General features: G+C 69.0%; 10 protein-coding genes and 2 pseudogenes. 9 read left to right on the forward strand and 3 right to left on the reverse strand.

The features are described 5' to 3' along the window. Window positions 1-8: 8 nt before the first annotated feature. Complete coding sequence (dapF, locus tag NXI30_10025; protein MCR9094543.1) at window positions 9-878, reverse strand: diaminopimelate epimerase; 870 nt, start codon at window positions 876-878, stop codon at window positions 9-11. Between the two features lie 325 nt (window positions 879-1203). Next, window positions 1204-2661, reverse strand: a complete 1458-nt coding sequence (gene argH, locus NXI30_10030) for an argininosuccinate lyase (GenBank protein ID MCR9094544.1) — start codon at window positions 2659-2661, stop codon at window positions 1204-1206. A 241-nt stretch (window positions 2662-2902) separates the two neighbouring features. Between argH and NXI30_10035 the strand changes: the two genes are divergently transcribed. The 9 genes and pseudogenes from NXI30_10035 to NXI30_10075 all read left to right on the forward strand — a co-directional run bounded on the left by NXI30_10035 (window position 2903) and on the right by NXI30_10075 (window position 13923). Further along, the gene (locus NXI30_10035; GenBank protein ID MCR9094545.1) at window positions 2903-5350 is read left to right on the forward strand and encodes a PBP1A family penicillin-binding protein; all 2448 of its coding nucleotides are present in this window, start codon (window positions 2903-2905) and stop codon (window positions 5348-5350) included. A gap of 93 nt (window positions 5351-5443) precedes the next feature. Beyond that, window positions 5444-5968, forward strand: coding sequence for a tetratricopeptide repeat protein (locus NXI30_10040; protein ID MCR9094546.1), 525 nt, complete (start codon window positions 5444-5446; stop codon window positions 5966-5968). 2 nt (window positions 5969-5970) lie between these two features. After that, window positions 5971-6489, forward strand: coding sequence for a signal peptidase II (locus NXI30_10045; GenBank protein ID MCR9094547.1), 519 nt, complete (start codon window positions 5971-5973; stop codon window positions 6487-6489). Window positions 6490-7133: 644 nt separating this feature from the next. Then, window positions 7134-7979 (forward strand): IclR family transcriptional regulator, encoded by an 846-nt coding sequence (locus NXI30_10050; GenBank protein ID MCR9094548.1) that lies wholly within the window; start codon window positions 7134-7136, stop codon window positions 7977-7979. An 80-nt stretch (window positions 7980-8059) separates the two neighbouring features. Continuing rightward, window positions 8060-9199, forward strand: coding sequence for an acyl-CoA dehydrogenase family protein (locus NXI30_10055; GenBank protein MCR9094549.1), 1140 nt, complete (start codon window positions 8060-8062; stop codon window positions 9197-9199). Window positions 9200-9663: 464 nt separating this feature from the next. Then, a pseudogene (locus NXI30_10060) lies at window positions 9664-10890 on the forward strand (NADP-dependent malic enzyme). A 276-nt stretch (window positions 10891-11166) separates the two neighbouring features. Further along, window positions 11167-12507, forward strand: a pseudogene (accC, locus tag NXI30_10065) (acetyl-CoA carboxylase biotin carboxylase subunit). A gap of 316 nt (window positions 12508-12823) precedes the next feature. Continuing rightward, window positions 12824-13132: an antibiotic biosynthesis monooxygenase gene (locus NXI30_10070; protein ID MCR9094550.1), complete on the forward strand. Its 309-nt coding sequence runs from the start codon at window positions 12824-12826 to the stop codon at window positions 13130-13132. A 98-nt stretch (window positions 13133-13230) separates the two neighbouring features. Further along, a complete protein-coding gene (locus tag NXI30_10075) occupies window positions 13231-13923 on the forward strand; it encodes a DUF4919 domain-containing protein (GenBank protein ID MCR9094551.1) in 693 nt (230 codons plus the stop codon). An 11-nt stretch (window positions 13924-13934) separates the two neighbouring features. Here the strand turns inward: NXI30_10075 and NXI30_10080 are convergent, their stop codons facing one another. Then, entirely contained in the window at window positions 13935-15170 is a 1236-nt protein-coding gene (locus tag NXI30_10080) for an ABC transporter permease (protein MCR9094552.1), read from the reverse strand. Window positions 15171-15172 lie beyond the last annotated feature (2 nt).

The raw sequence follows: 15172 nt of genomic DNA on the forward strand, positions 1-15172 counted from the left end.
GTCCTCCCTCAGTCCAGCGGCCATTCGCCGGTGAAGACGGTGGCCGCGGGGCCCGTCATCCAGACCGGCGAGTTCTTGTCGGCCCAGGCGATCTGGAGCGTGCCGCCGCGGAGCTCGATCTCGACCTCGCGGTCGACCACGTCGCGCAGCATCGCCGTGACGCCGACGGCGCACGCGCCGGAGCCGCAGGCGAGGGTCTCTCCGGTCCCCCGTTCGAAAGTGCGCTGGCGGATGTGGGTCCGGTCGACGACCTCGATGAACTCGACGTTCACCCGGTTGGGGAACGCGACGTGGTTCTCGAGGGGCGGGCCGACGCGGTCGAGCGGGATCGAATCGATGTCGTCGACCTGGATCACGCAGTGCGGGTTGCCCATCGAGACCGAGGACGCGCGCAGCTCCGCCGGCGCCCCCGGCCAGTCCGCGTCCGCCGGGAGCTCGATCGGGACGTCCAGGACGGGGCCGGAACCGGTCGCCAGGGTGGTCGGGATCTTCTCGGGGATCAGGATCGGCAGGCCCATGTCGACCCGCACGAGCCCTTCGCCCGCGTACTCGGGATAGACGACGCCGCCGAGGGTCTCGACGCCGACCTTGGAGGCCGTGGTATGGCCCTCGTCGCGCAGATACTTGTAGAAGGCGCGGATGCCGTTGCCGCACATCTCGACCTGCGAGCCGTCGGCGTTGTAGATGTCCATGCGGAAGTCGGCTTCGGTCGACGGCCGGACGACGAGCATCTGGTCGAAGCCGACGGCGAAGTTGCGGTGGGCGATGTCGCGGGCGAGCTGGGACAGGTCGTCCGGCAGGTCGACTTTCAGTCCGTCGAAGAGGACGTAGTCGTTGCCTGCGCCATGCATCTTGGTGAACGGAAGCGTTCGGCTCATGGGAATTCTCTCGAGCATGGATCCGCGAAGCGGATCGGGAGGGGATCGCGGCCACCCTGGGTTCGAGGGCGGCACGACGGGATCGGTTCGCGCAGAGCGACCGATCGTCCGAGCGATCAGACCTCTGCGAGGAAAGAAGAAGACGGCAGGGCCGCCGGCGCCGTCCGGAACTGCTGAACCTCTCGTGCAGGTTCAGGAGTCGGACGCTTCGGCCGTCCGTATCGCCCACAGCCGCCCATTGTAGCCACGATCGCGACGATCGTGAGCAAGGCGACCATGGGCCCGGGCTTCCAGTGGGCCGAGGCGGGCTTCGTGGGTCGCGGGGTCATCGCGCGGCCTCCGCCTCGAGGCGCTCGATCTCGGCGCGCTCCGCCGCGAGCTCCCCGGCGACCTCGTCGAGGCTCGCCTCGACGCGGACCCGCGCCGTTCCGCCCGCGAGCGCGCGGCTCTCGAGGGAGCGTTCCAGGTCGAGGAGATCGTCGGCGCCGGCGTCGAAGGCCTCGTGGAAGGTCTGCATGTCGCCCTTGGAGAGCGAGCGCAGGTCGACGCCCTCACGGGTCACGTGCCCCACGATCTTCCCCACCACCTCGTGTGCATCCCGAAACGGGACGCCCGCCCGGACCAGGAACTCTGCGAGATCGGTCGCGAGCAGCATCGGATCCGAAGCCGCCTCCGCCATCCGCTCGCCGCGGACGTCGAGGGTCGCGATCGCGCCCGCCATGACCTCGAGGGAATCCCGCAGCGTCTCGACCGTGTCGAAGAGCGGCTCCTTGTCCTCCTGGAGGTCGCGGTTGTAGGTGAGCGGCAGGCCCTTCAGGACCGTGAGCAGCGTGACCAGGTTGCCGATCGCCCGACCCGACTTGCCGCGCACGATCTCGGGCACGTCGGGGTTCTTCTTCTGGGGCATCAGGCTCGAGCCCGTGGAGTACGCGTCGGCCAGCTCGACGAAGCCGAACTCGCTCGACGACCAGAGGACCAGCTCTTCGGCGAGCCGAGAGAGGTGAACCATCGTGATCGCGCCGTCGGCCATGTACTCGAGGGCGAGGTCCCGCGACGCGACCGTGTCCATCGAGTTCCGTGTCGGCGCCTCGAAGCCGAGCTCCGCGGCCGTCTCCTCCCGCAGCAGCGGCAGCGTCGACCCCGCCATGGCGCCTGCGCCCAGCGGACATCGGACGATCCGCGCCCGGGCGTCGCGGAAGCGCGAGGCGTCGCGGCCGAGGGTCTCGATGTGGGCGAGCCAGTGGTGAGCGAGCCGGACGGGCTGGGCCCGCTGGAGGTGGGTGTAGCCGGGCAGGACCGTGTCGACGTGCTCGCGGGCGCGCTCGAGCAGGACGCCGCGGAGCTCGAGCAGGCCGCGCTGGGTCGCGAGGGAGACGTCCCGCAGGAAGAGCGCGAGGTCCGTCGCGACCTGATCGTTCCGGGAGCGTCCCGTGTGGAGCTTTCCGGCGACGGCGCCCTGGTGGGTCCGGAGCCGGGACTCGATGTTCATGTGGATGTCTTCGAGGGCCGGATCGAAGGGGAAGCTCCCGTCCTCGATCTCCCCCGCCACCCGGTCGAGGCCGGCGACGAGCGCCTGGGCCTCGGCGTCGCTGATCAGCCCCGCCCGACCGAGCATCCGCGCCTGGGCCTTCGAGCCCCGGATGTCGTGGCGCGCCAGGACCTTGTCGAAGTGGATCGACGCGGAGAAGCGCTCGACCGTCGGGTCGGTCGCGTCGCTGAAGCGGCCGCCCCAGGGCTTCTTCCCCGACGCGGTCCCACCATTCTGTCCGGACGAAGGGCTCATGGCGGCCTACTCTCGCGGTTCTCGCGCCCCGGAGCAAGCCGGGGATCCGGAATTCCGAAGGAACGGCGCGCGGTTCGCGGGTTCCATGAAGGGGTCCGGTGTGACGCCGGTGCGGTCGGCCGCGTTCTCGGACGTGGAGTCCAACGGGGTTCGGGACGATCGGAGGTACCGTCCCGTGGGGCGGTCGGAACGGGCCGTGCGCCGAGCGGCCGGGCGATTCGGGGGGATCGGGACCACCACCATGCCGAGGGGCACGAAGCAAAAGCCGGGGCGGAAATCCGCCGCGAAGAAGCCGGCGCGAAAGAACGCGGCGAAGAAGCGCGGCGCGAAAGGCTCGGGCGGAGCCGCCCGCAAGGCGCCGCGCGGCAAGAAGCGCCCGGCCTCGATCGCGGCCCGGCGCGTCGGCCTCGTCGCGATCGCCCTCGCCTTCGCGGCGGGTCTCTGGTCCGCCCACTGGCTGCTCGATCTCGATCGGATCGTGGTGGATCGCTTCGAGGGGCGACGGTTCTCCGTTCCCTCCCGGGTCTTCGCGGCGCCGATCGTGATCTACCCGGGCGCCGACTGGCAGCGCCTCGACCTCGGCGGCTGGCTCACGCGGATGGGCTACCGGGAGCAGAACGAGGCGGGCCCGCTCGGCGTCGGCCACTACCGCTGGCTGCCCGGACGGTTGCGTGTCCACCTGCGAGCCTTCGAGCACCCCCAGCTCCCCGAGCCGAACCGCAAGGTCGAGTTCCGACTCGAGTCGGGGCGCGTGCGCGAAATCCGCGACGACCGTGGCCGGCCCGTCGATGTCGTGGCCCTCGAGCCCGAGCCGATCTCCTCCTTCTACGGCGAGGGCCGGGAGCAGCGCGACCTCGTCGAGCTCGCCGACGTGCCCGCCCACCTGACCGCCGCGATCACCGCCGTCGAGGATCGACGCTTCGAGGAGCACCACGGCGTCGATCCGGTCCGGATCGCCGGGGCCATGCTCGCGAACCTGCGGGCGGGCGGGATCCGTCAGGGTGGAAGCACGCTGACCCAGCAGCTGGTGAAGAACTTCTTCCTGACCCCGGAGCGGACGCTTCGCCGAAAGCTGACCGAAGCGATGATGGCCCTGATGGTCGAGGCGCGTTACGAGAAGGACCAGATCCTCGAGGCGTACCTGAACGAGATCTACATGGGGCGACGCGGCTCCACGTCGATCCACGGCGTCGGCGAGGCCGCGCGTTTCTTCTTCGGGAAACGCGTCGCGGACCTGGAGATCGACGAGTCGGCGGTGCTCGCCGCGGTCATCCAGAGTCCGAACAAGCTCTCGCCCCATCGTCATCCGGAGCGGGCGAAGGAGCGGCGCGATCTCGTCATCAGCCTGATGGAGAGCCAGGAGCGGATCACCACGAAGCAGGCGAAGCGGGCCCGGGCACGCCCGATCTCGACCGCCGCGATCGCCCTCGAGTCCGGACAGGACCGCTACTTCCTGGACGCCCTCGCGAAGCAGCTGCCGGAAGTCTACGACGAGCAGCTGCTCTCGGTCGAAGGGCTCCGTATCTACTCGACCCTCGACCCGACCGTCCAACGCGCCGCCGTGCGCGCGCTCACCGAAGGACTCGAGAAGCTCGAGAAGCGACTCGGACAGAAGACCGATTCCGAGGGTGAGCCGCAGCCGCTGCAGGGGTGCCTGCTCGCGATGCGCCCGCAGACAGGCGAGATCCTCGCGATGGTCGGCGGGCGGGACTACTCGCGCTCCCAGTTCAATCGCTGCACGATGGCCCACCGCCAGGCGGGCAGTGCGTTCAAGCCGGTGGTCTACGCGGCGGCCCTCTCGCCCGAGTCGGGTCCCCTCGTGACCCTCGCCAGTCGGATCGAGGACGCGCCGATCCAGGTCGAGACGCCCGACGGGCTCTGGGAGCCGCGCAACTACGACGACGAGTTCCGAGGCCCGGTCAGCGTCCGCGAGGCGCTCGAACGATCGCTCAACGTGCCGGCGGCGCGGATCGGTCAGGCCCTCGGGATCGGCGAGGTGGTCGAGATGGCGCGGCGGCTCGGCGTGGCGAGCGAGCTGCCCGACGTGCCGAGCCTCGCCCTCGGGACGGCGGAGGTCTCGCCCCTCGAACTCGCGGTCGTCTACGCGACCTTCGCCAACAATGGTCTGCGCCCCACGCCCCGCAGCTTCACGGGTCTGCTCGACGATCGCGGCGTGGGCCAGGAGCAGTGGCCCCTCGCCGGTGCCCGACGCGTCCTCGACCCGGGAACCGCCTATCTCACGACCTCGCTGCTGGAGGGGGTCGTCGATCGCGGGACCGGCGCGGGGATCCGCGCCCGCGGGCTGCGCGGGCCGATCGCCGGCAAGACCGGGACGACCGACGACGAGGTCGACCTCTGGTTCGTGGGCTTCACGCCGGAGCTCGTCGCGGTGGTGTGGATCGGATACGACGAGCCGCGCGAGATCGGCGTGCCGAGCAGCCGCGGGGCGCTGCCGATCTGGGCGGACTTCCTGACGGAGGTGTCGGGCTCGCGGGTCCGCGGCGTCTTCGCGCGTCCCGGTGGGGTCGAGCGGATCGAAATCGATCCGGTGACCGGCGCGCGCGCCCTTCGCGGCTGCCGGGAACGCCGGACGGAGTTCTTCCTGGAGGGCACGGCGCCCGAGGAGACGTGTCCGCGGGGGGGTCGCGACGGCGGGGGCGGCTTCTTCCGCCGGATCTTCGGAGGCTGACACCCGTCCGGTTTCCACACCGCCGTCCGTCGGTACGTGCTCGCCCGCCGCGAGTGTGCGAGCTTGGCCGGCCCCGAGAGGATCGAACGCGCGATGCGACCCCTGAGCCTGACCCTCGTGACCCTTCTTCTGGCCGCCGCCGTGTCGGGCTGCGCGGGGGGATCTCGTCTCGCCCCCGCCTTCGGTCCGACGGCCCGGCCGCTGACGGCGAGCGCCGCCCTCGGCCAGTACGACGCCGCCCGCGACGGATCTCTGCGACTCGTCATCGAAGGTCTCGACGAGGACCAGGCCGGGCGTCCCAGCCGCGCGCTCGCGAAATACCAGCGGGCGATCCGCGTCGACCCGACCAACCCCTTCGCGTTTCTTGCCCTCGCGCGTCATCACCTCGAAGGAGATTCGGCGGACGAGGCGAGTGCCTTCCTCGATCAGGCACGTGCGCTGTTCGAAGCACAGGGGGATCTCGGACCCTCCGTCGACGTCTGGGGTCTCGGGCTACGCGCGGGCATCGACCGTGCGCGCGGCCGACGCGAGAAGGCCGACGCGCTCTTGTCAGAGGCCCGCCGACTGTCACCCGAGATCTGGGGCGACGGTCGGTTGTCGGCCCGGGAGCTGCGCTAGCGGTGGCGGTCCTGGGGACGAAGCGCGCGGCGTTCCTGCCGATGGCGCTCGTCGCGCTCGCGCTCGATCAGCTGGGCAAGCTGCACACGGCGACGGTGCTCGATCCTGGAGATCGCGCGCCGCTCCTCGGGGACGTGCTCGGCTGGACGAACGTTCCGGCGATGGGCGGAGCCTTCGGCATCTTTCGAGACTGGCTCCCCGGCGCTCAGCTGATCGGATTCTCCGCCCTCGCGCTCGCAGCGACGATCGTGATCGGCATGTTCTATCGCGGCCTGGCCCCTGGGGAGCAGGGCAGCGCCGCGGCGCTGGGTGGAATCCTCGGCGGCATCGCCAGTCATACGCTCGACCGACTCCGCTACGGATCCGGCGTCGACTTCCTCCACCTGGGCCCGCCGACGGAGAACGTGCTGCCGGACTTCAGTCTCGCGGACGTGGCCATCGTGCTGGGGGTTGCGACCCTCATCATCGAACTGCTCGCCGCCGAGTTCACCGCCCGTGCATCGGAGCGGCCACAGCGTTAGCTTGGCTCCGCACGCGAGAGGACCGACGGCGCTCGAGGCCGTCGCCTTCGAAGGCCGCTGCAACGGCGCTTCGTCGCGCCCGTGCACCCCGCGGCCCATCGCGTTCCGCGCGGAGATCGCCGACTCCGGCGACGATCGCGAACGTTTCGCGTAAGAGATTCGTCGAGCGACGCGCGCCTTCGCGACGACTGCGTGGTAGGCGAAACATCCGAGGACGGCGACGAAGATTTTTTCTCGGTTCGTTTCGCGCGCGGGACCGCGTACGAAAATTCTTTTTGCGTCGGTCGGCTCCACCGCATCGCACAGACACTACATTGTGTTATTCACGAAATGGCCGCGTGACGGCGTTTCGAATTCGTTGACACCTCTCAGACGGTTGCGTTAGAAACTGCCTACCCCCTGGGCCTCACGGATCGACTACCCCCCGACGTGCTTCTTCGAACCCTTGCGGTTCGCTTCGATTTCTCCCTACCCGACCGAATTCGTTTCTGAAGCCTCGCCTGCGGAGTCGTCCTTCCTGTTGCCCTGACCATCGTGAACGCGTCGGCGGAGGGCCGATCGGGAACGCGGTGGTGAGTGCACCCTTTGTTTCGGATCGGTCTCGACCACCGAAGCGGGGACCTGCAGGAAGCGGAGCCGACCCGATGGCCAAGACGTCCAGCAAGCCGAAGAGCGAGTACGCGATCCAGACCGTGTCGAACGCGCTCCGAATGCTGGAAGTCTTCCACGAGGAGAGCGAGATGGGCGTGAGCGATCTCGCACGACGGCTCGGTCTCCACAAGAACAACGCGTTCCGTCTCCTCGCGACGCTCGAGCTCGCCGGATACATCCAGCAGACGCCGGCGACCGAGCTCTACCACCTCGGCCCGCGCTGTCTCGAACTCGGCCAGGCCTTCGCACGCAGCCACACGCTGATGAGTCAGGCGCGTCCGATCCTCGAGAAGCTCGCGGCGGACGCGGGCGAGACCGCGCATCTCGGTGTCCTCTCCGGTCGCGAAGTCGTCCATCTCGACGGGGTGCTCCCGGATCAGCTCGTGCTGACCGGCCTGCGCGTCGGCCATCGACTCGACGCCCACTGCACCGCCCTCGGCAAGACGCTGCTCGCCGGCGAGATCGCCAATCGGAGCCTCGGGCTCGGAACGGCGGCCGGCGAGAACGGAGAAGCGCCGGCGCTGGGCAGCCTCGAGGCGGAGCTCGCCGACGCGACGCTGTCCCGGTACACGGAGACGACCCTCGCGGACCCGACGAAGCTCGTGGAAGAGCTGCGCGGGATCCAGCTCCAGGGCTATGCCACCGATCTCGAGGAGTACGCCCCCGGGCTCCGCTGCGTGGCCGCGCCCGTCCGGGACGCCAGCGCGCGCGTGATCGGCGCGCTCTCGCTCTCGGGTCCCGCGATGCGCCTCGAAGAGAGCCGCCTCCACGGCGCGGTCGCGGACGCCGTGACCGGCGCGGCTGCGACGCTGTCGGCCGAGCTCGGCTTCGCTTCGTAGTCCTCGCTGAACTCGCGGTGCAGCCCGATCGGGTCTCCGCGTAGACGTCGGTCGCGATCCGCGCGGTATGCTCCGCGCCCATGGACTTCGAACTCGACGACGCCCTGCTGACGCTGCAGGACACGGCTCGCCGCTTCGCGGACGAGGAGATGATTCCCCACGCGGCCGAGTGGGACGAGAAGGGGGAGCTGCCGCTCCCGGTTCTCGAGAAGGCGTGGGAGCTCGGGCTCTCGCATACCGGGATCCCGGAGGAGCTCGGCGGCGTCGGCCTGCCGGTGAGCGCCGCGGTCGTCGGCGTCGAGGAGCTCGCGCGCGGTTGCGGCGGTGTGACGACGTCGATCATCTCGAACGATCTCGCGCTGAATCCGATCCTGCTCGGCGGCTCCGATGACCAGCGCAAGGAGTGGCTCGGTCAGTGCGTCGACGAGTTCAAGATCCTCGCGTTCTGTCTCTCGGAGCCCGGGGCCGGCTCGGACGTCGCCGGATTGCAGCTCCACTGTGAGCGCGACGGCGACGACTACGTCCTGAACGGCACGAAGGCCTGGATCACGAACGGCGGCTACGCCGACATCTACAGCGTCTTCGCGACCCTCGATCGCGGCTCCCGACACAAGGGCATGTGCGCCTTCGTGATTCCGAAGGGCACGCCCGGCCTCGCGCCCGGTCGCAAGGAAGACAAGATGGGCCACCGCGCGAGCAACACGACGCTGGTCCACTTCGACAACGTCCGGGTTCCCGCGAGCCAGCGCCTCGGCGAAGAAGGCGAAGGGTTCAGGATCGCGATGGCGACCCTCGACCGCGCGCGTCCCCAGGTCGCGGCCCTCGCGGTCGGTGTCGCGCGCCGTGCCCTCGAAGAGAGCCTCGCCTACGTCGCCGAGCGAAAGGCCTTCGGCCAGGCGATCGGAGAGTTCCAGGGCCTGCAGTTCATGCTCGCGGACATGGCGAAGAACATCGAAGCGAGTCGACTGCTCACGGCGCAGTCCGCCTGGCTCGTCGACCAGGGCCGGAAGGCCGCGAAGCAGAGCGCGATGGCAAAGCTCTTCGCGACGGACACCGCGATGGACGTCACGACCGACGCGGTCCAGATCTTCGGTGGAAACGGCTACACGAAGGAGTATCCCGTCGAGAAGCTGATGCGCGACGCCAAGCTGATGCAGATCTACGAGGGGACGAATCAGATCCAGCGCGTCGTGATCGCTCGCGAGCTGACGAAGGAATAGCCGGGGCGCTGAACGGGCCAGCCGACGTCCCCCCGGGCCGTCCCTGCGTGCCAGAGGCGGCTCAGTCCGAAAGCGGCCTCGCGGGCTCCGGTTGCGCTCCGACCTGCCGGTCCGAGCGGGACAGGAGTTCCCGTAAATTGTCGACAATGCTCGGAAAGTCGCGAATCGGGACACCGGATTCGTCGACGGGGCACCCACCTTTGGATAGGCTTCCCAGCCTTTCGCCGGAGCCGCGGCCGGTCCCGACCCCCGCGCTCCACCCTCTCCATCTGCGCCAGCTGTTCTCACGGTTGATGCAGTACGGAGGCGAGATCTGAGGGGATCTCCTCGGACTCGACCTGTGTACTGATGGAGCCATTTGCGCTCTCCAACCCTTCATCCACCACACCATCCCGGGACCGTGCCTCGACCGACGCTCGCAGCGCGTCAGCGGGCTGGCCTGGAGACAGACAAAGGATCCCGTTGTGAGCCTCAATGACGATGCCCTCGAATATCACGCCAAGGGCCGGGCCGGTAAGGTCAAGGTCGTCCCGACCAAGGAGTGCGTGACGGCAGGCGATCTCTCGCTGGCCTACTCCCCGGGCGTCGCCGCCCCCTGCCTCGCGATCGAGAAGAACCCGGAAGACGCCTACAAGTACACGGCGCGCGGCAACCTCGTCGCCGTGATCTCGAACGGCTCCGCCGTCCTCGGTCTCGGCAACATCGGCGCCCTCGCCGGCAAGCCGGTCATGGAAGGCAAGGGTGTCCTCTTCAAGCGCTTCGCCGACATCGACGTCTTCGACATCGAGGTCGACTCGCAGGACGTGGAAGAGATCATCCGCTTCTGCGAGATGATCTCGCCCACCTTCGGCGGCATCAATCTCGAGGACATCCGCGCCCCCGAGTGCTTCGAGATCGAGGAGCGCCTCAAGGAATCCCTCGACATCCCCGTCTTCCATGACGATCAGCACGGTACGGCGATCATCTCCGCCGCTGCGCTCCTGAACGGCGTCGAGCTCCAGAACAAGAAGATCGAGGACGTGAAGGTCGTCTTCTCGGGCGCCGGTGCTTCGGCGATCTCCTGCGCGAAGCTCTACAAGGACGTCGGCGTCAAGGCCGAGAACATCCTGATGTGCGACTCCCGCGGCGTCATGTACAAGGGCCGCGGTGAGGGCTTCAACAAGTACAAGGAAGAGTTCGTCGCCGAGACCGACGCGCGCACCCTCGAGGACGCGATGGTGGGTGCCGACGTCTTCGTCGGTCTCTCGCAGGCGGGCGTCGTGACGAAGGACATGGTGAAGAGCATGGCCGACCGGCCGCTGGTCTTCGCCATGGCGAACCCGGATCCGGAGATCATCCCGCCCGACGCGAAGGACGCGCGCCCGGACGCGATCTGCGCGACCGGCCGCTCGGACTACGCGAACCAGGTCAACAACGTCCTCGGCTTCCCCTTCATCTTCCGCGGAGCGCTCGACGTGCGCGCGACGAAGATCAACGAGGAAATGAAGCAGGCGGCGACCTACGCCCTCGCGGACCTCGCCAAGCGCGGCGAGGCGGTCCCGGACGCGGTCAAGCAGGCCTACCCGGGCGAGAGCTTCGACTTCGGCCCCGAGTACATCATCCCCAAGCCCTTCGACCCGCGCGTGCTGCTCTTCGTGGCGCCGGCGGTGGCGAAGGCGGCGATGGACTCGGGCGTCGCGACGCAGCCGATCGACCTCAAGGACTACGAGGCCAAGCTCCAGCAGATGCTGGGCGAGATCGCGTCGTTGTAGGAGGCGCAAGCGCCTCCCACAACGAAGGGACTCATCAGTGGACGCTTCGCGTCCACCAGGGTGGACCGGACGATCGCGTCTGCTGGGCCCGCGCGTGAAACGCGCGCGCCTCCGAGCGCCGAAACGTGCCCTTTCGATTGAGCGGCCGGCCGACCCATGGTTGTGGGAAGGCCGGCCGTTTTGCATTCTGGTTCCCTTCCCAAAGGCGGAGCCCCCATGTTCCAGAAGATCCTGATCGCCAATCGCGGCGAGATTGCCGTCCGTGTCATCCGCGCTTGCCGCGACATGGGGATCGCATCGGTCGCGGTCTATTCCGAGGCCGACGTGGACTCGATCCATGCGCGGATGGCGGACGAGGCGGTCTGCTGCGGGCCTGCGCGGGCGACGGAGAGCTATCTCGACATCGCGAAGATCGTGTCGATCGCCGAGGAGACCGGCGCGGACGCGGTGCATCCGGGCTACGGGTTCCTGTCGGAGAACGCGGACTTCGCGAAGGCCGTGACCGACGCCGGAATCACGTTCATCGGGCCGACGCCCGAAGTGATCGCCGCGATGGGACTCAAGATCGCCGCCCGTGAGCGCATGATCGCGGCGGGCGTGCCCGTCGTGCCCGGGGGCGACCGGATCGAGGATCCGCAGGAAGCGCTCCGTGCCGCAGAGGAAATCGGGTATCCGGTGCTCGTGAAGGCGAGCGCGGGCGGTGGCGGTCGCGGGATGCGCCGCGTCGACGACGAAGGCGAGCTCGAAGCGGCGCTCGAGCGCGCGTCGAGCGAGGCGGCGGCGGCGTTCGGGGACGGGGCCGTCTACCTCGAGAAGTTCGTCGACGGACCGCGCCACATCGAGTTCCAGGTGATGGCCGATTCGACCGGTCACGTGATCCATCTCGGCGAGCGGGAGTGTTCGATCCAACGACGCCACCAGAAGCTCGTCGAGGAGTCGCCGGCGTACGGGATGACGCCCGAGGTGCGCGCGGCGATGGGAGACGCGGCGGTTCGCGCGGCCCAGGCCGTGGGATACGTCGGCGCGGGCACGGTCGAGTTCCTGATGGATTCGAGCGGCGCCTGGTACTTCCTCGAGATGAACACGCGCATCCAGGTCGAGCATCCGGTGACGGAGGCGGTGACCGGGGTCGACCTGGTGCAGACGCAGATCCGCATGGCGGCGGGGGAGCCCCTCGAGCTCGCCCAGGACGACGTGTCGCTCGACGGTCACGCGATCGAGGTGCGGATCTACGCCGAGGATCCGGACAAGGGCTTCATTCCGTCGCCCGGGCCGATCGTCGCCTGGCGAGCGCCGGAGGGGCCGGGCGTGCGCCTCGACTCGGGCTTCGAGGGAGGGCAGACCGTGACGCCCCACTACGACCCGATGATCGCGAAGCTGATCGTCCACGCCGCTACCCGGGAGGCTGCGATCGAGAAGCTCGCGGGCGCCCTCGAGACCTTCACGATCGCTGGCATCCGGACGGGCCTGCCCTTCCTGCGACGCGTCTGCGAGAACGGGGTCTACCGCAAGGGCCAGTACGATACGGCCTTCATCGAGGACCACATGAGTGGCGAGCTCCCCGCGCTCGACGACGCGACGCGTGACCGGGTCTTCGCTGCCGTCGGCAAGCGCGCCTCCGAGGAGCTGACCGGGACTTCGTCGTTCTCGGTCGCGCTGCCCAAGCACGACGCCCTGGAAGTTCGCGTCGGCGACGACGGCGTCACCGTCGAAGGCCGCGCGATCGACCTCGATGTCGTCCGGGAGGACGGGCCGATCATCGAGCTCGCCGCCGATGCCTTCGTCCTCACCCTGGTCCCCCGCAAGAAGGGCGGCTACGACGTGGGCCTGCGCGACCGGGTGCTGCGCGTGAAATGCGAAGCGAGCGCGTGACATGATCCTCGAGGTCGCGATCCTCGACGTCCGCCCGGGCCAGAGCGATGCCTTCGAGCGCGACTTCGCCGAGGCTCGGGTGCTGGTCGCCGAGATCCCGGGCTACCAGCGACACGAGCTTCGGCGCTGTCTGGAAGACCGTGACCGATACCTGCTCCTGATCTGGTGGGACACCCTCGAGGCGCATACCGAGGGCTTCCGCGGCTCCCCGCAGTACGCGCGCTGGCGCGAGCTCCTCCATCACTACTACGACCCCTTTCCGACGGTGGAGCACTACGAAGTCGTGGATCTCGGGAGCGAGTCTGCCTGACGGCGCGTAAGTCCCCGCCGGCGGAACCGGTCGCGGACGCGGGGGGTTTCAGATCCTGGGGATCGGGGATGAGAGTCAGCCACCCCGAGGAGCGCCCCATGATCGACTGTCCCTTCGCCCGTCCGCCGAACGTCCTCCGTCCTCTGCTCTCCCTCGCCCTCGGATGGGCGATCGGATGTGCGAGTCCTCCTATCGCGCCCGAGGACGTCGCCCGCGAGAACCCGCCGCGGCCCGTGAATCTGCAGCTGGTCCCCAGCGAGACCCCCGTCCCGCTCTTCGACTGGACCGAGCGGGTCGACTTCGACGGCTTCCGCCACTGGTTCGGTCGTCGGGAGGACTTCGCCCTGCGCTGCGAGGGCGCGCCTTCACGAGAGGCCGCCGGCCATGCGTTGCTGCGCGGCGACCACGGCGAAGCCGAGCGATTGACCGCGCCACTCGTCGCGGCCTGTCCGGTCGATCCCTCCTTCCACCTCTGGCGCTTCGCCGCGCTCGCCGCCCTCGGTCGAACGTCGGAAGCCGATCTCCATCGCACCTGGTACCTCGGCCTGATCGAGTCGATCCTCACGACCGGCGACGGCCGCTCCGCCGAGACGCCGATCGTGACGATCTCGAACGCCGAGACCTGGGCGGTCCTCTCCCATCTCGGGCTGACGGCCGAACGCCATCGGACCGAGACCGGTCCGCCCGCCCTCGACATCGTCGAGGTCCGGAGCGAAGACGGCGCGCAGACGCGTCTCTACTTCCACCCCGCGTTTCGCGCGCTCCGGGCCTCCGCGAGCGCCGCCCGCTGAACGTGGGGGATCTAGAGCGCTCGCAACGCTTCCGCCGGCGGAATGCGGGCGGCACGAATCGCCGGAATCAGGCCGGCGACGATGCCGACGCCCGCGAGCGCACCGGTCAGGACGATGGCCGTCGCGGGATCCAGGAGCGGCGGCGAGACGAAGGCCGAGCCTTCTGGCAGCAGGAACTCGATCCCGCGGACGAGGAGCATGCCGAAGCCTGCGCCGACCACGCCGCTGGTGATCGCGACGAAGGTCGCTTCCATCAGGAACTGCACGAAGACGTCGCGACCGCGCGCGCCGATCGCCTTCCGGACGCCGATCTCCTGCGTCCGTTCCCCGACCACGACGAGCATGATGTTCATCACGCCGACGGCGCCGACGAAGAGCGTGAGCAGACCTGCGCTGATCATGAAGACGCGGATCCCGCCGAAGATCACGCGCAGCATGTTGAGGGGCTCCTGGATGTTGAAGGCCCACATCGCGGACTCGATCGACGGGTCGTAGCCTTCGCGGAGCGCGGTCAGCTCCCGGATGCGCCTGATCGCGTCCCAGCTCGCCTCCTTGGTCGTCGGGGCGAAGGCGAACTCGTCGACCTCGTCGTCGCGGGTGAACCAACGCTGAGCCGTCGTGTAGGGAACGAAGATCTTGAGGTCCTCGGGATCTCCGGAATTCATCAGCTGGTCACCCTTCTCCCGGGTGATTCCGATGATGCGGAACCGCTGTCCGTCCACGAGGACCGACTCACCCAGGGGTTCGACGTGTCCGAAGAGCCGTTCGGCGGCCCGCGGTCCGACGACGGCGACGCGCGCGGCGCGGTCGACGTCGAGCGGCGAGAGGAAGCGCCCCTTCACGATCGTGATTCCTCGGATGAGATCGCCGTCGTAGTCGAGCCCCGTGAGGCGGAGGAGCTTGGATCGTCGTCCGGCCCGGACGGGCATCGACCAGACGTGCACCTCCGGCGAAGCCGCTTCGACGTCGCGCAGGCGCTCGGTCCGCTGGACGTCCTCGTTCTCGATCTCGACCACGCGGGCGCCCCGCTCGCCCGTCCGGGACTTCAGGATCGTGCCCTTGCCCATCTGGACGACCCGGGGCCCGATCTCCTCGAACTCTCGGATGAAGTGCGCCTCGAAGCCCATCATGTTCGCCGACAGGAAGGTGAGCATGAATCCGCCCCAGGCGATCCCGAGGGCCGTGAGTCCGAAGCGGACCCGATGGGCGACGATGGAACGCCAGGTCTCGATCAGGACGTCGCGCACGG

It is taken from the genome of bacterium (assembly GCA_024742285.1).
Classification (GTDB): Bacteria; Myxococcota_A; UBA9160; order UBA9160; family UBA4427; genus UBA4427.